Annotated in this window: 10 protein-coding genes; 7 read left to right on the top strand and 3 right to left on the bottom strand. The window is 68.9% G+C overall.

Features of this window, described 5'->3' with window-relative positions:
• Window positions 1-52 precede the first annotated feature (52 nt).
• From AB0J52_RS06145 to AB0J52_RS06135, 3 genes are all read left to right on the top strand, one after another.
• A complete protein-coding gene (locus AB0J52_RS06145) occupies window positions 53-907 on the top strand; it encodes an ROK family protein (protein ID WP_500180474.1) in 855 nt (284 codons plus the stop codon).
• A gap of 366 nt (window positions 908-1,273) precedes the next feature.
• A complete protein-coding gene (locus AB0J52_RS06140) occupies window positions 1,274-3,511 on the top strand; it encodes a tetratricopeptide repeat protein (protein ID WP_500180473.1) in 2,238 nt (745 codons plus the stop codon).
• Window positions 3,495-4,448: a hypothetical protein gene (locus AB0J52_RS06135; protein ID WP_500180472.1), complete on the top strand. Its 954-nt coding sequence runs from the start codon at window positions 3,495-3,497 to the stop codon at window positions 4,446-4,448. The genes AB0J52_RS06140 and AB0J52_RS06135 overlap by 17 nt, the downstream gene beginning before the upstream one ends.
• Here AB0J52_RS06135 and AB0J52_RS06130 read toward each other — a convergent pair.
• On the bottom strand, window positions 4,445-7,483 hold the full coding sequence (locus AB0J52_RS06130; protein ID WP_500180471.1) for a DEAD/DEAH box helicase: 3,039 nt from the start codon (window positions 7,481-7,483) through the stop codon (window positions 4,445-4,447). The genes AB0J52_RS06135 and AB0J52_RS06130 overlap by 4 nt on opposite strands.
• 217 nt (window positions 7,484-7,700) lie before the next feature.
• Here AB0J52_RS06130 and AB0J52_RS06125 point away from each other — a divergent pair, with 217 nt between their 5' ends.
• From AB0J52_RS06125 to AB0J52_RS06110, 4 genes are read left to right on the top strand one after another with little or no spacing between them, the layout of a single operon-like run.
• A complete protein-coding gene (locus AB0J52_RS06125; protein WP_500180470.1) occupies window positions 7,701-9,293 on the top strand; it encodes a PD-(D/E)XK nuclease family protein in 1,593 nt (530 codons plus the stop codon).
• The gene (locus AB0J52_RS06120; protein ID WP_500180469.1) at window positions 9,290-10,489 is read left to right on the top strand and encodes a restriction endonuclease-related protein; all 1,200 of its coding nucleotides are present in this window, start codon (window positions 9,290-9,292) and stop codon (window positions 10,487-10,489) included. Before AB0J52_RS06125 ends, AB0J52_RS06120 begins: the two co-directional genes overlap by 4 nt.
• Window positions 10,486-13,719 (top strand): hypothetical protein, encoded by a 3,234-nt coding sequence (locus AB0J52_RS06115; RefSeq protein WP_500180468.1) that lies wholly within the window; start codon window positions 10,486-10,488, stop codon window positions 13,717-13,719. Before AB0J52_RS06120 ends, AB0J52_RS06115 begins: the two co-directional genes overlap by 4 nt.
• Window positions 13,713-16,247, top strand: a complete 2,535-nt coding sequence (locus AB0J52_RS06110; RefSeq protein WP_500180467.1) for an RNaseH domain-containing protein — start codon at window positions 13,713-13,715, stop codon at window positions 16,245-16,247. The genes AB0J52_RS06115 and AB0J52_RS06110 overlap by 7 nt, the downstream gene beginning before the upstream one ends.
• Before the next feature lie 193 nt (window positions 16,248-16,440).
• On the opposite strand, the gene AB0J52_RS06105 is transcribed toward AB0J52_RS06110, so the two are convergent.
• On the bottom strand, window positions 16,441-17,625 hold the full coding sequence (locus AB0J52_RS06105) for an SEFIR domain-containing protein (protein WP_500180466.1): 1,185 nt from the start codon (window positions 17,623-17,625) through the stop codon (window positions 16,441-16,443).
• A gap of 212 nt (window positions 17,626-17,837) precedes the next feature.
• On the bottom strand, window positions 17,838-18,926 hold a 1,089-nt coding region (locus tag AB0J52_RS06100), incomplete at its 5' end, for a cryptochrome/photolyase family protein (protein WP_500180465.1).

The following is an 18,926-nucleotide window of genomic DNA, read 5'->3' as shown; positions in this document are numbered from 1 at the left end:
CTCGGCGGCCTCCTCGGCGGCGGCCGCGTAGGCGTCGTACTCGGTGTACTTGGTGGAGGGGCTCACGTGTACGACGGTCGGCCCCGAGGCCACCCTCACGGCCGTCCTCGACGGCCTGCGCGCGCTCACCGGCGAGCACGGCCTGCGCGCGGTGCCCGTCCGCGGCCTCGCCATCGGGATGCCCGGCCCCGTCGACCCCGCGACGGGCCAGGTCGTCTCCCCCTCGCGCATGCCCGGCTGGAACGACTTCCCCGTCCGCGAGTTCGCCGCCGAGCGCGCCGGCATCCCCGTCCTGGTGGAGAACGACGCGAACCTGATGGCCGTCGGCGAGCACCGCGCCTCCTGGCCGGGCCTCGACAACATCATGGTCATCAAGCTCGGCAGCGGCATCGGCTGCGGCGTCATCGTGGACGGCCGCCTGCACCGCGGCCGCGGCGCGGCGGGCGACATCAGCCACGTCCGCATCCACTCCGAGGCGACCGTCGACTGCTCCTGCGGCCACCCCGACTGCCTGGAGGCGCACGCCAGCGGCGCCGCCCTCACCGCCGCCCTCGCCGCCCAGGGCATCACCGCCGACTCCCCCGCCCGGATCGTCGACCTGGTCACCGACGGCGTCCCGCAGGCCACCGCCGCGGTCCGCAACGCCGGCCGCCTCATCGGGGACGTCCTCACCGCCCTGGTGAACTTCTTCAACCCCGACGCCCTGGTCATCGGCGGCAGCCTGTCCAACGCCGAGCCGCTCGTCGCGACCATCCGCGGCGCCATCTACCAGCGCTGCCTCCCGCTGGCGACCCGCAACCTGGAGATCAGCACGTCCCGCTCCGGCCGCGACGCCAGCATCCTCGGCGCCGGCCACCTCCTCCTCGACCAGTCCGACGACTGGATCGACCACGCCCTCACCCGCTGACGCCCCGCGTGCTCGACAGAGCCCGCAGCGAGTGTCGAGACACAACACCGTCCTGCGTCGCCCCGCCTGCCCCACCCGCCCGCCGGACCTCGGGCATCCCAGTGCAGTAGCCGCTGGTGAGTGAGGGTTTCCGGGTTTCCTATGTGAACGGGAACCGGAAACGCCTTCCGCTCCGGCTCACGCCGGGTCAACGTGTCAGCGTCCGGTTCGGCTGACAAAGGAAGGCACCGTGCACTCACATCTCTTCGTGGCGGGTTGAACCTGGTGGTGGTTTCGAACCTCGCGTTCCGACGGGCGGGAGTGTCTCCGCCGACCGGCAGCCGGTTTTCGCAACGATCAAGGACCGAGGATGGGCATCATTGCCGCATGGGGGACATCGTCCACGCATTCGGCGCCGAGTTGCGGCGTCGACGGGAGGATGCGGGTCTCTCGCAACGGGAGCTCGCACAACTCGCGCCCTGTTCCAAGGGCTGGCTCAGCAGAATCGAGACGGGGTCGGGAACAGTCATGCCCGATCTCGCCCGCCGTCTCGACGAGGTGCTCAGCGCGGAAGGGCAGCTGATGGCGCTCGCGCAGAGAAGGACCCGACGCAGCGGCCTCATCGGTTTGCCGCCGGCCGGGGAGCGTCTGGTCGGACGTGGGGAGGAGCTGGCGGATCTCGGTGAGTTCGTGCGGAGCGCCAGCGGCCCGAACGTCTGTGTCCTGGTCGGTGGTCCGGGCGGGGGGAAGACGACTCTGGCCGTTCGCGCCGGGTGGGACGCTGCGGATCTGTTCCCGGATGGCTGTCTGTACCTCGATTTCGGCGCCCATACCCCTGAGTCGACCGCGCCGACCCCGGCAGAGGCGCTACGGAGCCTGCTCACAGCGCTCAAGGTGCCCGCAGAGGAGATCCCGTCCGGTGATGCGGTGCTCGCGAGCATCTACCAGAGTGCTCTGCAGGGACGGCGAGTCCTGCTCATCTTCGACGATGTGGGAACGTCCGAGCAGGTCAGGGCGTTGCTGCCGGCGGAGCGCGGGTGCCGTGTCCTCATCACGAGCCGGAGCCGGCTCAATGCACTCGACAGTGCCGTCGTCGTCCGAGTGGGTGCTCTGTCCCATGCTGACGCGGGCGCGCTCTTCCGTTCGGCGGTCGGCGACCGTGCCGAAGGGCAGAACGTGGCAGTCGATCGGATCGTCGGACACTGTGCACGGTTGCCGCTCGCGATCAACATCGCGGCAGCGCGGTTCCGAGCCGAGCCGACGTGGAGCATCGCGGACTTCGCGGCCGCGTTGGCCGACGAGAGCGCGCGCCTGGATCTCCTGGACGACGGAGAGCGCAGCGTCGCAGCGGCGCTCACGCTCTCGTGCGAGGCGCTCGGCGAGGACGAGCGACAGTTGTTCGGACTGCTCGGACTGCATCCTTCGCGGCGCATCCGCGTCGACAGCGCGGCCGCGCTCGCGGGCGTCGCTCCCGCGCGCGCACGCCGCCTCCTCGGCCGCCTGGCGGACGCCCACCTGGTGGCTTACGAGAGTTTCGACAGCGTCGTGATGCACGACCTGCTGCGGTACTTCGCTCTGGACCAGATCCTGCCGGAGATCGACACCGGGGAGCGAAAGGCCGCGATGCTGCGGCTGCTCGACCGGTCGGTGCGCCTGGCTGAGGCGTCCGGCAGGCTCATCGATCCACGGCGGCACCGGGTCTCCGTGGCCACCGACGTTCCCGAGGATGCGTTCTCCGACCGCGAGAGCGCCCTGGAGTGGATCCAGTCGGAGTGGCCCGTCCTCGTGGACCTGTGCCACGAGGCCGCCGCACGAGGGCTGCACAGCCTGTGTTGGCAGTTGTCGTTCGCACTGCGCGACTACTTCTTCCTGGCGAAACTCTGGGAACCCTGGATCAGCACCCATCGGGCGGCGGTGGACTGTGCTCGTGCAGCCGGTGCCGAACGGGAAGCGGCGATCGCCCACAACAGCCTGGGAATCGCGCACGCCGACCGGGGCGACCTGGCTGACGCGGCCGCTCAGTACCAGCAGGCCCTGGAGCTGTTCCGCACGATAGGCGACGAACACGGTGTGACCAGCGCACTGTCCAACATCGCCTGGACGTCGCTCTATACCGGTCAGTTTGAGCAGGCGCTGCTGGAGTTGCGCGTCGCGTGGCACGCTTACCAAGGCCGAGGAAACCGTCGGAACGCGGCTATCACGCTGCGCGCGATCGCGCTGGCCGAAACCGAGCTCGGTGACTACCAGGAGGCGGTGAACCACGCGGTGGAGGCGCGCCGAGAGTTCGAGATGCTGAACGTTCCGCTCGACGTCGCGATGTCGGTGAACTGCATGGCGTGGGCGCATTTCCAGGCCGGAGAATTGGACGCCGCGCTGTCCGGCTACGAGCGGGCCGCGGAGCTCGCCACACGATGCGGAAGCAGGTACGAGGCCGCGAGGGCGGCCACCGGGCTCGGAAACGTCATGGCCGTCACCGGCCGGATCACTGAGGCGGCCGAACATTGGTCCCGTGCCGACGCCCTCCATCGGACACTCAAGCCCGCCGTGCTCGGTGAGGCGCGTATCCGTTCCACAATCTGGCTGGGAGACGCGGTGCCCGGGATGCCCCATGGACGATGTGAATGAGCTGCTCGCGGAACTGAAAGCGCTGCGGAAGGGCTTCGGCCTGGACGACCCGAAGGCCCTCCTCCGGATCGGGCCATCGTTGCGGCTGGCTGCCCGCGTGACCGACGCCGACGACGCCACGGCGACGCGCACGAAGGTCAGGTGGTTCCTTCACCAGGCCCTGGCACCGCTGTCGGCGAGGGAGGCGAGCGCCATCACGGTGGGCCTCGCTCTGGACGGCAGCGGTGACAGACGGCTGGAAGCCCGCCTCACGCGATTGGGGCGGGAGACAGGCTGCGATCCTCGCACTGTGAGACGCCACCTCGACGCGACGCTCCTGAAGGTGGCGGAACAGACCTGCGCCGTCTCGCCCCTCGAAAACCTGCCCCGCGCGGAGCCATCTTGGCTTATCAGGCAGCTGGACGCCCACGTCCGGCTCGGTCCGTCGTCCACCGAGATACGGGAGGCACGGGATCTCGTCAGCCAGGAGGACGGCCTGCGGGAAGTCGGCTTCTCCTACTCGGTCGGCGAGCCGGCCGCCGATCCGGACGGTGTCCCCATCGAGGTACTGCGGGGAGGCGTCGTGATAGCGCGCGAACGATGCTCCGCCACCCGGACGCGCGTGCGGGTGGGCCTGCCGCACCCGCTCGGCCGAGGGGAGGCGCACGGGGTGGCGTTGAAGATCGTCGTCCCCCATCCCCTCCCCTTCTATGTCTGCACGCCGCAGCACAGGTGCGCCCGGTTCGACCTCACGGTCGACTTCGGATCGTCCGTCCCGGAACGTGTCTGGGTCGTCGAGGACGAGCTCGCCCTGGAAGCGGGCGATCCGAGGCGCGCCCGTTGCCCGGTCCGCCTTGACGCCACCGGCCGCGCGGCCGCTTCCTTCGCCCATCTCAGCCCACAGCGCTCGTACGGTCTGGCCTGGTCGACAGGCTGGTCCACGTCGTCGGCGGTCTAGTCGACCAGCCCGTCGAGATCGTCATCCCGATCGGCGTCGATGGCGGCTTCCGCCGCCTTCCGGACGGCAACGAACACTCCTGTGTCGCCACCCACACACCCGAGCAGGACGTCATCGTCCGCGTTCACGATCTCGGCGGCGGTAGTGAGCCTCGCGTTGGCGAGGTCGAGGAACACGTGCCGTTCGACGGGGCCCTCCATGTTCCGCGCGACGGACGCAAGCCCGGCGCGGACACCGAACTCCAGCTGTGTCGGAAGTTCCAGCAGCTCGCCGAGTTCGAGAGCGCCCGCGTTGACCTCCAACGCGATTTCCAGGGCGGCCTCCACGACCTCGGCCGCACGTCGCGCAGCCTGACGCACCGGCCCCGGATCGGTGAACTGTTTCGGCTGCTGGAGGGAGATCGCGCCTTCGATCTTGACGAGTCGGCTTCCTCTGCTCCACATGTGGCAGGCCACGGCCCGCCGGGCGCGGGAGAGGAACGTGTCCGTCCCTCCGTCGGCCGCTCTCATCTGGTCGAGGACATGGTCGGGCACACCGAGTCCCTGCAGCTTCCGCCCGAACACGAGCGGGCCCTTGACCCGGCTGACGGACCCACCAGAGAAACGGTTGTCACACAGTTCCGTGGTCAGCTGAGCCGCGCAGATCAGGGTGATCGGGTTCATGTCCCCTGGTTCCACGACCGAAAGTGCCCGAACGAGGGCGGTGACGGACGTGATGGACAGACCACTGCGCATCGCGACGGTGCCGAGTCCAGTCAGCCGGTACTCCTGTCCCTCTCTTCGGAGCAACCGCGCGTCATTCAGAGACCGGAGCGCGCGGTCGACCTCATCCGGGGGAAAGGGCTGGGCGTCGGCGAGGTCATGACGATGTTGATAGGACGCGAGTGTCAACGCCAGGGTCTCCTCGACGTCGATGCTGCGAAAGCCGCCTCGGCCGTCCGGGACGTCCGTGAAAAGGGAGAGGATGGTGGTGCGCAGGTCGTCCCCGCTGACGGGGAAGGCGGTTCGCAACGGCTGCGGTGCGGCCTGGACGTAGTCGCGCCACTTCTGTACCGCATCGGTCTCATTGCTCGCGATGATGAAGGCCCGCCCTTCCTCGACCTGTCCCGTCCGGCCTGCTCGTCCGGCCATGTTCTTGTACTCGGAGACCGTGTACCGCGCGTCGGAGCTGGAGGGGTGTTCGAGCTCGTGGACGACCACGCAGTCCGCGGGCAGGTTCACCCCCTGCGCCAAGGTCGTCGTCGCGACAATCACCCGAACCTCGCTCGCGGGTCGCCTGAACGCGCGCTCCACCACGGTCCGCTCGCCATCGCTCAGGTCGGAGACATGGAAGGCGACACCGTGGCGCAGACAGTTGCGCAGCCGCTCGGTGACGCGTCCGTCGTCGCCACCGAGCAGCTCATCGAGCGCGGCCTGAGCCGGGGGCAGGCCAAGAACCTGAGCGAGTCTCTGCGCGAACGTCCACGCCTGATACCGCCGCGCTCGGAACACGATGACCTGCTGGTTCTCCCTTACGAGCCGCTGGACGAGGTGGAGGGCGGTCTCCTCCTCGTCGCCTCCGTGCTGAAAGCCCGCAAGGACCTCGATCCGTTCGGCGCCATCGTGGTCCCGCAGGCGATGCTGCCCCCCCGGGGTGACGACGCCTTCCTGAAGCGGGGTCAGCCTTTCGGCCCCAGTCATAGGAGTCATTCCGGCCCACTCGGCGAGCGTCCGGCCCGCGCCGGGCGCACTGGACAGGCCGATGACCTGCGGCACCGGCCGCCCTTCCCGCCTGCCGGCGCGAATCCGGGTCAGCAGGAGCTCCAGCTTCGGGCCCCGGACCGGGACGCCGATCATCTGGATCTCGTCGAGGACGAGGACGCCGAGCTTGGAGAGCAGGCCAGGCGTCGCCTGGAGCAGACCGACGAACTTCTCGTAGGTACAGACCGCCAGCTGGAACCGCCCTGAGAGAAGCCGGGGCACGTCCTCGCGCCTGCCGCCGGTGGCGCGCAGGATCGTGATGCCGAGGCTCGAGTAGTCACGGACGAAAAGGTCGTAGAGCTCGTCCGCGAGTGCACGCGTCGGCACCAGAAAGACCGCCGGGCGCCCCGCGGCGACCGCGTTCAGAGCGGCGATCTCGCCGATCAGCGTCTTCCCGCTCGAAGTGGGCGCGCCGACGAGCACGCTCTCGCCGGTGAGCACTCCCCCGCGGTCGATCACTCCGACCTGGAAGTCGGTCAGTCTGCCGACGCGGCGCTTCCACGCCTCGCACGCCGCCGCCGGGATTCCGTGTTCGGCCAAGGCCAACGGGTCCGGCTTGACCGTCGGAGGTCGGAAGTCACCTGCGACGCTCTCGTACTTCTTCCCGACCGTGAACATCTCGATGCTCATCAGGCCGGTCACCGCCCCCACCACCGGTTCCTGGCGGGGCTTGCGGATCGTGCCGGGGTTGGAGTGAACCTTTCGCATGACGTGCTCAACGAGCGTCATGAACGAGATCCGGTTGTTCTGAACGTCGATGCCTCGGCCGAGGAGTGCCTGGATCAGGTGATGGGTGAGGACTCCGTGCCGAAGCCACTTGTCCTCGTAGGCGATCTGCCCCTCGCCGGAGGCCGCGATGACCACCCGTCCCTTTCCGCTGAACTTGTCAACCAGGTGCTCAGGTGTCAGCGCGCTTCCCCGCCGGGCGTGTTCGCTTGTGCTCGGGCCCGCCGTCTTGGCCGGGTACCAGGCCGGGCCACCCTCCACGAATCCGCCGACGAAACAGCAGTCCAGCACGACGATGACCTGGCGGGCGCGGATCTGCTCCACGGCTTCCAGCAGTTCCCTCAACGGCAGACCAGTTTCGTGCAGTTTATCCGGAACTGAGTCGTGCATCACCAGTTCGCCGTCCACAGTCCCGTGCCCCGAGAAGGTGATCACCGCGAGGTCATCAGGTCCGCACTGGTTCGCAACATGTCTGATTTCTGTCAGGAAATTCTTCTTGGTGACATCATGATCAAGCGCTAGATTTGTCTCACCGTCGACATTGTCCTCGAACAGTGCCTGCAGCGCCATCGCGTCTCTGACAGCGAAGCTCAGATCTCGAAAACCGCTCCCGCGTTCATACGTGTTCACGCCTGCGAAGACCCCATGGAGCCTTGTCATGCCCACTTCCCTCGCTCTTCCCGACCGTCCTGAGAGTGACGCGGCAACGGAAATTAGCACGCGTGAGGCGCACACAGAACAGGTTTCGTGACTTGCGTCTCCGCTTAAGCAAGAAAGGAGTGGTCTGGTGATCGATACGCCCTTGCGTTTCTCTCCGTCAACGCTGGCCCGGTCCACCGGCGGCTGTCCCCGCTATCGCGCCCTGAAAGCGCTACCCGCCCGGAGCAGGACGAACGGCCGCCGGCCGAAGAGACGGATCTGGGAGACCTTCGGGCTCGGACCGCTCGACAAGGTACTCGACCTGCACGAATTCGACGGTTACGACGTCGATGCCGCGCTGGAGAGATGGCGCGGCGGTGAAGGCCGCGGCGCGCACCCGGCCCTGGCCCGCTGGACCGAGCACGCCGTGCGGCGATATCTCGAAGCGGCCGCCCGGCTGCACGACGGACTCGCGCTTGAGCCGGTGTCCCGCCTGTGGGCGAGGCGTCCGGAGCAGCCGGCCGAGGGGCCGACCGGGTCACGCGAAGAGATCGTGTACGGCCGGCGCTACTCCAACAACGAGGTGCGTGAATTGCGCATCGTCCGGTTCCGCGAGGTCGGAGGCCGTCCCCGCGACGAGGCCGAGATCGCGATGGCCGCTGCCGTGCTGGCCACCGGCGGACCGGTGTACAGCGACCGTTGGGCGCCCCGGCTGCACATCGGGAGGTCCACGAGACCAGAGCGCGTGCGGATCGTGGAGATCGGTTGCGCGGACGGCTCCGGCAACGTCCTGTTCGACGGTACGCCGGAGGAGGCGCTCGCGGCCTACGAAGGACACGCGCGGGGGCGTCTCCAGGAGGTGGCGGCGGGCGAGGAGTTGCGGCCCGGTTTCGACTGCGGAAAGTGCCCGCTGGTCGACACCTGCCCGGCAGTTCCGTCCGTACCGGGGCTGTTGGGTGTCGACGATGACGCCCGCCCCCGCCGAACCTGGTCAGTCACCACGGCTCGGCGGTACAACACGTGTGCCCTGACCTCCTATCTCCACGAGCTCAACCTTCCCCGTGACATCGCGCGGGAGGAGAACGAAAGCACTACACGTGGACGGGTCGTGCATGACGAGATCGAGGCCAGGCATCGCCGGTCGCCTCTGCGGGTGTGCGGGACCGACGAGGTCGTGACCGAGTCCCTCGCGGCGTCCACGGCCGATCTCGTCGGAAGGGAGGAGGCGAGGCTGCGGCTCCAGATGCTGGCGGACCACTCGTTCGTCTGCCCCGCCCGGCACGCCGGAGAGGACGCCGAGTTCCATCCGGAACAGCACGTCGTCGTTCACGATCCGTCCGCCGACGTCGTGGTCATCGCCAGGATCGACCTGCTCTATCGAGTCGGCAGGCGCTGGCGATACCGCGAGACGAAGACCAGCAAGTACGTGTACGAGGGAAACCTGCTCGAAAACTACAAGCAGATCGCACTAGCGATACTGCTTTCTGCCGAAGGAGTGCTGCCCGGCGGACAGGGAGGCTGCCACGTGGAGCTGGAGCGGCTGACCGCCTCCGGCCCTGTGCTGACCGAGTTCGACGTCGCCGACCCCGAACTCGTCCAGGCGGCACGAGAGGTCGTCAGATCCGCGGTGGTCGGCTGGCATGCCGACGAGACCCCCGCTGCGAGTCCCGACAGCAAGACATGCGGTAGCTGCGGTTTCAATCGGTGGTGTCCCGATGCCGTGGCGGAGGCACGGGCATGAGCGGGCTGGTCGCGCCACCGGCCGACGACCTGGGAGAGCGCCGCCGCAGGGCGGTGACGGCCATGCTCAGAGCGGCGCACGCCTGGGCGGCGCGGCGGGAGCGCCCGGAGGCCATGGGCGAGGTCGCGCGAATGACCGGCTTCGTGATGGAAGCGCACGGGCCGGGGAGTGGGCCGGTCACTCCCCTCGCCCTGGTGGACGCGCTGCGTCGGCCGCTCGGTGAGCTGCCGATCTTCACCGACGCGGATGACGCCGCCTACGGCGCGCTCCGCGAGGTGGTCTTGCTCGCGCCCGATGAGGAAGGCCGCGACCGGTTGTCGGCCGCGGCGCATGACCTGGCCTGCGAGCACGTCGTTCCGCTGGACTCCGACGCGAACACGAACGGCTGGCTGCCGTCCTGGACGCGGATGAACGCCGACCGGATCAGGACGCGCACGTTCGCCGCGATGGCCGGTCCGAACGACCAGCGCCTCTACGTGGCGTCCCGGCGGTTCCTGATCGAGCACCCGGCCGGCTTGTGGGGGAAACTGCGGGAGATGGTCGCCGAGTCCGGCGCCCGGTTGCCGCCCGAGGGATACCAGGCGATCCCGTGGCAGGCGGTGTTCCGGACGCCGGACGGCGGTGCGTGGTGGTGGCCGTGCCCCGACTGCCGCTGGCCGATGGTGGTGACGGGGGAACAGGTTCGATGTGGTTACCAACCACATTCCGTCCTGTACTGCGTTGACCAGCGGAGCGGCCTGGAACAACCCGAGCTGGCCCGAATCGACGAGGGGCGGGTGACGGCAACGCCGGAAGCCCTTCCCGCCGAGGGATCGGTGTGCGTCGCGCAGGCCGTCTGGCGGTTTGTCGTGGTCCCCGGCGCGAGCGAACTGAGAATCGCCGAATCGCTGGGGAAGCTCGGTGCCGATGTCGAACTGTGGCCACAGATGGACGCCTATGACCTGCGCGTGCGCGTGCGCGGCGAGGAACTTCGGTTCGACGTCAAGGAGTACCGGTCGCCGCACCGGTTGATCGCTGCCCTGCGGGACCGCCCGCCGAGCGGTCGGGTGCGGGTGTTGTTACCAAGAACCCATGAGCATCAGGCCGAAACAATCCGCACGGCCTTGCCAGGACTCACGATCGACACGGAACAGAAGCTGGTCCAGCGGGTCAGGCGGATCACGCAAGACGAGAGACGAAAGGAGAGCCGGCGTTGAAGGTCGCGCCCAGGTTGCTCGGCACGGCGATCAGGCTGGCCGCGCTGCACTTCGCGGTCGACGAGGAGGACGGCGTGGCCGTCACGACCCGGGACGACGTGCTGTTCGTCCTCGACGGTCACATCGCTGACTGGCCGGGTTGGGCCGACCTGTCCGACGAGGACGCGCGCCGGTTCACACGGCTCCTGCGCCGCCGGTCCAACTCGATGGCGAACCCGCAGGCGGTGGGCCCGCTGCTGGACCGGTGCCTCATCGACGGCGAGATCCCGGGCTGCGCCCCAGCCGAATTCTTCAAGGAGGACGGCCGCGTTCTCGCCGGACCTCCCGAAGAACTGCGCCGCTTCATCGACCAACTGCTGGACGAACTCGACAGACTGCATGTCGAACGACCGCGCGATCTGCGGGCCGCGGAAACGGGCTTGCACACGGCCACGGCCCGGTTCCACTCCCCAGCGGATTCCGGCTTCACCGAGCTGCGGTTCGAGATCCGGTCACACCATGCCGAGCCGCCCCGCTCGCTGCCCAGCATCGAGACCGCTCCGCCGGCTCACGACCTGTGGGTGGCGTTCTCGGAACTGGAAGAAATCGCGGGCCGGCTTGACGACGGCCTCGGCGGCAAGGCGTACCGGCAGGAGTGCGTCCGGCGCTTCGCGAAAGAGATCTGTGCCTCGAACGGCACTTCGGTGAAGGGACTCCTCCTCACCGCCGGTTCGTTGCGCGAGCTGCTGGCCTACACGGGATTCGGGAAATCCGTCGTGCTCGTGGAGAGCTTCGCCTGCTGGGCTGCTCGGCATGGCGTGAGCGTGGCCTTCGCACTTCCCACCAATGCCGAGGTCGTGCGGGTCGCCCACCAGATCGAGCGCGCGCTGGGCATCATCCTGCCGGACGGTGCGCCCGAAGTCCTGCCGCTGGTTTCGCCCCGCGCGATGTTCGAGGTGGCGGAAACGGCGGCCGCGCGGGTCGCGCCGCCCGGAAAGGGCGGTCCCGACGCGGACTGGATCTGGCGCCGCTTCGGCTACGGCTGCGCGCTGGCGGCGGCGGCAACGGCCGAAGACGGTTCGGAGACGTGGATCCCGGGACGGGAGCCGTGCGCCGGCCTGCGGAAGCCGGGCAGCCGGGGACGCCGGGACGAACGGGTCGCGTGCCCGTGGCGGACGACCTGCGGCCGGTTCCGCACCGTCCGGGCGGCCTGCTCTGCCGACATCATCGTGACCTCCCACAAGAACCTGATGGCGGGCGTGCTGCAGGCGCCGGTGGAGAGCGGGTCCGGCCCTGACGACCGTATCTCCGTCGAGGAACTGGTGCTACGGCGCTGCCAGGTCGTCGTCATCGACGAGGTCGACGTATTCCAGCGTTCCGCGATCGAGGAAGCGGGGCGCGGCCTGGTGCTCGACCACGCGGGCCGAACGAACACGCCCATGCGCCGGTTCGACTCCGACTTCGGAGAGGCGTCGGGGAGACTGCACAGCGACGTCGACGCCAACGTGCGCGACGCCTACTTCGGGTTGCGCTACCTCTCCGAGACCTACGTCAGCCACCTCACCTACCAGCGGATCAGCGCCGCGCCGCCGGCGAAGGGGCGGCGGCCTCGCGGTCCGGGACGGCAGTGGATCATCCCGCGCCGCTGGGACCACTGGCTGACCGTCCGCCTATTCGGCGGCAATCCAAAAGTGAAGGCGACCTGGCCGGAGCTCCGAATGTTCCGGTCACTGTTCCAGGGCGGCGGTCCCGCCTTGGCCGGAGAGCCCGCGGGATTCGCCGAGGCGCGCCGTCATCTTGCCGCCGTGGTGGCGAACGGAACCGGCGGCGCGGCCATCGGGGAGGCGCGGCTCGCCATCGGGGCTCTGTTCCAAGCTCTTCCGGCCCATGAGCGGACGAAGGCCGTCAACCGGATGCTGCGCCGGGCCATCCTCGAGCCCATCGCCCGGGACCTCCACCGGCTGATGGCGAACAACGCGCAACTGGTGGAGATCGGTGTCGAGTCCGCGCAGGAGATCGCGGACGCCCTCGGCGCCTACGGCCGCTGGAGGGTCACTCCAACCGGCCCGCTCGGAGCCCTGTCGTTCGCGTTCACCGAGTACTACGACGATACCGGCGACCAGCCCGCCAGGCTGAGTACCGCCGCGTTCGGCGGCGATCCCCACACCTACGTCCGCTGCCTCGGCGACACGACCGCGCTCGCCCAGGCGGACACCCGCCGCATCGTGCTCGGCCTCTCCGCCACCGCCTACTTCCCGGGCGCTCCGCATCACCACGTCCACACGGATCCTGAATGGTACGTGCGCGACAACAATCCGAAGTCGGTGAAAGTCGTCGGCGTTCCGATCCACGACGATCTGGGCAATCTGCTGCGTGTCTCCGGCCTGGACGGCGCCGCCCGCGCCGAGGCGACCCGGCGGATAGCGGAGCGGCTGTGGAGTGCCGCCCTGGACAATGAGTTGAAGCGGCTGCGGCGGGAGGACAGGGACCGGGCACGGGTGTTGCTCGCGACCACGTCCTACGCCGGCGCCCGGCATGTGGCGGAAGGACTGGTCCGTGCCGGCGTCGATCCCGCGCGCATCTGCCTCGCCGTCCGCCCGCAGGAAGCCAATGCCCGCATCACGAAGAACACCGATCGCTGGTATGAGCTCGGGGCCGACCGGCTGGAGGAGTTTCCGGAACTGGCAGGCTCCCCGGACATCCTCATCGCACCCCTCGCCCGGGTCCAACGCGGCGTCAACATCATCGGAGAGGGGAACCGGTCGGCGCTCGGCTCGGTGTGGCTGATCGTCCGGCCGATACCCCTGCTGGACGAGCCCGCCGAGTTGGTCGCCCACGTCCAGGCGGCGGCGCACGACGCGCATCCCGGCCCGTCCGCCGACCCGCCGGCACTCCTCGATGCCCGACGCCGGGCCGCCGACGAGCGGCTGGGCGACATCATCCGCCGCCCGCCGTACTTCCAGGCCCAGCATGAGGCGGTCAGGAGCGCCGTGGTCGCCGAGACCCTGAACGGCGCCTTCCAGCTCATCGGCCGCGCCCGCCGCGGTGGCACCGACGCCGTCCTGCACCTGGTGGATGGCGCGATGCTCGATGAGGACTCGGGAACGAACATGCCGCGATCGATCCGCGGCCTCCAGGAGAAATGGCGGTCGGCCGGTGTGCTCGACCGCATGACGGCCTACTACGGCACGACGCTCCAGGCGTTCTTCGACTACGCCGGAGACGAGGACAACGGAGGGATCGAATGCTGATCACACTCGCCTACCGCATCCCCCGCGAACTACTCGACGAGGTCCTCGGGACCGTAACCGCCTATCCGTTGACGGAGGACTTCGAAGCCGCCTGGCAGACGCTGCCGACCGCGGGGGGACGGCGTGGGCCCCGGTACAGCGCTCTGACGCGCGGAATCGTCGCGGCCACCGGCGAGCCTGTCCGCATGTTCGAGTGGACCGACCTGTCCGAGCGCGAGATCCAGTCCGGGAGCCGGAGACTGCTGCTGACCGCGGGGCGACTCGACCACCGGCTGCGGATCGCGACGCGGGCATGGGAGCGGCATATCCGGAGCGGGCAGGGGCCGTCCCGGCTCGCCGAGGTGATCCCCGAGCCGGAACCCGCCCGTTCGTACGCCGACTTCATCCGGTTCCGCCCCGGACGCGTGCCCTTGGCTCCCCACTGGGTCTATGAGACCGCCGCATGGCAGGTCATGCGGCGGCTGGCGGGCGAGCCGCTCCGCATCGACGGCGGCCGGGGGCTGACACTGCGGATCGACACGGACGGCGCGCTGCTCGTGTGGGATCAGGACGACCTCATCGTGCGGAGCGGGCGCCGATCCGCCTCCTACGGGATGGCCAGAATCACGGCCCGGTTGGTCACCCGCGCGGGGGTGGAGGACCCGGTGCTGTGCTTCGACGCCCACCTGTCGCGGCTCTCCCAACACTGGTACGGGAAGAAGACTCGGAACGTCTGGATCGATCGCGGCGGAGTGGGCGAGCCGGTCCTTCGACTTCCCGTATTCCGCGTCCCTGACGGAAACGAGGGCGATCACTCGAACCGCCTCGACGGCGCCATCGCGACGATCCTCGAAGCGTGCAGCCTCAAACCGATCGACCTGCCCCCGCTCCTGCCCGCCGTCCCGGAGGACGTCCGGCCGCAGTTCGCGAGCACGCAGTTCCAGTCGCTCGGCAGCGGCCTCGGGCCGAGGTTCATGCTCTTCCTGCACAAACACGTCACACGGACGCTGCCCATGCTCATCCCGCTCACCTACGAGGTGGACAAGACCGTCAAGCTGCCCGACCGCGTCGAGAAATACCAGCCGGACGGCCTACCCGCGGCCGGAGTCGGCCCGAGCGGGTACCGCAACGTGAAGCTCGTCTGCCTCTACTCGACCGCAGAGGCCAGGGAGCGAATGCTGGAGCAACTGAGCCTTCTCGCCGGACACCCGGTCGCCCCCCGTCCGGAGGGACCGCCGGTTCCGGTCAACGACCGGCTCACCGTCGTCGCCCGGCCTTGTCCCGAACTGCTTTCCCACCACACGCTGAACAGAACGGCGCACCTCGGCGACCTCACCGGCGACCTCGCCTCCCCAGCGACCGACGGTCAGCTGATCGCCGTGTGGGCGGAGACCGAGTTCCACCCCGCGATGGAGCGTCCGCTCTCCGACGCCAAGCCGCACCTGCGCCGCCTCTTCGGCCACCTGGGTATTCCGGTTCAGTTCCTCGCCACCGAACCCACCGTGCTCCCGGACGGAGCGGTGCCACGCGCCCGGAGCGAGAAGCAGCATGCGGCCCGCGCCGCGCTCCGTGACCTACTGCGGGCCGCTGGGATCCTCGACGACCGGATGCCGGCCGCGCTCACCGATGCCCGGAAGCCGAACCCTCTAAGCCGCCGTACGCTGCTCGTCGGTGTGCACGCACGCCGGCAGCAGACCGGCGACGGCGAGCCCCTGCTAGTGCTGGTCATGTCGGCGATCGACCTGGTGCCCGGGAGCTTGGACGAGTGCAGGATGCTCGTCTACAGCGAGCGGCGCGGGGCGTGGGTCCGCGCTGCGGAAGGAATCGCAGATTTCAACGCCGGAGCCATCGGCGCCGCGCGCCTCGGCCGCACTCGGGAGAAAGCTGTCCGCACTCGCGAAGAGATCGAGTCGCGGCTGTGCGCGCTGGTGGCGGGGGACCGGTCGGGTACTCCGATGGTGCTTTTCGTGGACGCCCCGCCGACTCGGGGGATCTGGCCCGGCCTTCACAACTCCTCGCTGGGTGAAGGTCCCCTTCCGGGGGATGACCTACGTGCCAGGGGCGAGGATGTGGCCGTCGTCAGGCTGCACACCGCCGTCGAGGAGATCGGACGACCCGTCAACCGCACGGAGGGGCGCCAGGTGAGCGACCCCGACCAACCTAACGCGCCCGGCAAGTCGGTCTACCGGCTGCCGGAAGCGAAAGTGCCGTCCTGGCTCTTCCCCGGCGCGTCCGTACTGTTCAGGGCCAAGGGCGGAAGCCAAGGCGCGCGGGCGACCCGGTGGACGCTGACCGACGACGGGTACGGGCGCGCTGAACTGGGCAAGCCCTGGCATTCCTACACGGGGAAGGAGATCGTGATCGTGGAGCCAGGATCATGGCGGGCGAACCAGCTCGCAACGCTCACCGCACGGCTGTGCGAGCAAAGCATCTCCTGGGACGACCGCACCACGTTGCCCGTCCCCCTCCACTTGGCCGTTTCAGCCGACAAGGATCATCCCGACCACCGAGCGGCCGGACAAACGGAGGACGGCAACGGGCTCGGCTGAAGTGTCCCGCTCAACGGCCGAGTGCTGTAAGAAGCGATTCGGCCGATCAGGGTTGGCCGTAACAGTGCTGGTCGTGGACGTACGCCCACGACCAGCCCCGCACTGATTCAGGATGAGTTACCGGTTCTCGGCGCACATGCAGTCCCCATCGGTCGCGGCGTGCCGAGGACCATGGTCACCTTCGGCCCCGCCTTCAGCGCGAACGAGAGGGCCATTCTCCGGATTCCGTTATCCCCATCGCACGCAGCAGAGACCCAACCTCTTCCTCGGTGAAGTTATCGATGCGATAATGGCAGCAGTTACGTGGCTGAAGGAAGTCGGGGATATTTTCGACCTGCTCCCCCGGAAGAACGACCGGAAGGATTCTTGGCAGCCACTTCTCTTCGTCCTGCGAGAGCAATTCGCGGATGAGGTTCAGTTCAGCGCGCAGACCCCGGTTCTCGTCACTGGCGGCCTTGCCTTCTCCGACGAGCTTGCACCGAGGCGAGGCGATCACCATGGTGAAGTCCGCACTCTTGATCTCACCTTCCCCCCAGAAGGACCAGTTCCGGCGACGACCGTCGGTCAACTTGTCCATATGAACGTCGACCCCGCAGCGGGCGAGCAGGTTGGCAAGTTCGATGACCTGCTCCTCATGCCACACGGTGTCGTGCGCGTACGAGATGAAGACCCGCGGACCCGGAGTCCGGCCACTGGGACCGGTGTCCACGGTCGGGGCCGGTTCCACGACGGACGCGGTCCCGCCCTTCAAGGCCAGTGTGAACGTCTCCACTTCCTGGCGCGGCACCGAACCGATGATCTCTCCGGGGGGAAGCGAGTACCGGACCGAGCACGCGGTCGTCAGCTCCGTGCTCCCGCGGGGAACGAACAACGACACCCAGGCCACATGCGAGCCGGAGCGGACGTTCTCTCCGCGTGCGGCCAGGCTCCGCCAACGTGGCTGGTTCCCACCGACACCGAAGACATCGACTTGGTAGGACGTCGCGGGAACGGCGACGTCCGGCTGCATCCCGGGCGTGTGGCACACGAAATGCAGCCGACGGTTCAGTGAGTAGGCGCTCTCTTCGGCCGGGCCGATATTGCGCGGCAGAGCGTCCACAACAACGGCCGGGATGGCGCCGTCCTCCACGCTGAACGCGAACCCGATCTCGAACCAATTCATGGGAATGGGATCGATGCCGAGATCCAATTCATAATTGACCTTGGCGAGGTAGGCATCGTGCCCGCCTAGAACGGCCTCCGACGCGCGTACTCGATGGATCTCCCAGCCGCGAAGCGTAATGACCCCGATGGAAATCCCGTTCGGAGTGACATCGACCCACTTCCCGCCCTCATCGGTCAGAGCAAGGTCGATCTTGATTTCTCTCTCCGAAGACATCCTTCTCCTCTGCCGCCTTGGAACTCGACAGCTACAGTAGGAGGCACAGAACAGCCGACGCGCCAAAAATCAACAAGTGTCTAGATTTTGTCAGATTTTTCGGGCTCTCGATATCGGACTCTCGGTGACTCGCCTCGGTTCGGACGGTTTCCCACATGCCCATCGCGTCCGACCGAGATTCAGGCCAGAGCAAGCGCACCTGCCACGAGGGATCAGTCGAGGTCGGTGATGGGTGGGGGGTAGTCGAGGGTGCGGCGGCGGGCGGCGGGGAGGGTCCAGGGGCGGTGGACGGACCGGCCCTCCAGGTCGGCGAGTTCGGGGACGTAGCGGCGGACGTAGTCGCCGGACGGGTCGAACCGGGTCGCCTGGCGCAGGGGGTTCATGGCCTGGCCCGGACGGGTGCTGTTGCCGGTGCCGGCGACCCACTGCCAGTTCCCGGCGTTGTCGGCGATGTCGCCGTCGGCGAGCCAGTCGTTGAAGTGGCGCAGGCCGCGCCGCCAGTCGATGCCGAGGTCGCGGGTCAGGAAGGACGCGGTGACCAGGCGGGCGCGGTTGTGCATGAAGCCCTCCCGGTGCAGCTGGCGCAGGCCCGCGTCCACGATCGGGATTCCGGTCATGCCCTCACGCCAGGCGGCGAGGGCGTCCTCGTCGCGGTTCCAGCGGTGGCCGCGCGGGCGGTAGTCCGCGCGGGGCAGGGCGGGGAAGGCGGCGGCGACCTGGTGGTGGAAGTCGCGCCAGGCGAGCTGGCGGCGGAAGCCGCTCGGGCCGGCCTCGGCGGCCTCCCGCGGTGAGACGCAGCCGAACTTCAGGTACGGGCTCAGCCGGGACGTGCGGTCGGCGGCCAGGTCGTCGTGCATCCGGTCGTAGTCCGCCGCGTCGTTCTTGAGCCACTGCTCCAGACGCCGCCGTCCCGCCGTTTCGCCGCCTTCGGCCAGATCGGGGGACGGCTCGCCGGACGTCAGCGAGGTGAGTTCCGGCAGGGGGCCGGGCGTCATGCCGGGCGGCAGGTGGACGGCGCGGGGCGTGGCGGCGGCCGGACGCCACCGGGTCGCCTCCCACGCCCGCCAGTAGGGGGTGAACACCCGGTAGTGGTCGCCGCTGGCCGGGATGAGGTCCCCGGGCGGCACCACGGTGATGCCCGGAAGGGCGGTCACGTTGAGGTCGAGTTCTTCGAGGCCCGCGCGGCGGCGGCGGGCGTAGGCCGACCGCTCGTCGGCCAGGAAGAGTTCGGTCGCGTCCGCCTCGCGGGCGAGGCGAGCGGCCTCCGCGACCGGGTCGCCGCGCCGCACCACCAGGTCGCC

Origin of the sequence: Spirillospora sp. NPDC049652 (assembly GCF_040675125.1) — a bacterium.
Lineage (GTDB): Bacteria > Actinomycetota > Actinomycetes > Streptosporangiales > Streptosporangiaceae > Spirillospora.
Note: the sequence above shows the minus strand (reverse complement) of the source record. Positions and strands in the feature narration are given on the sequence as shown.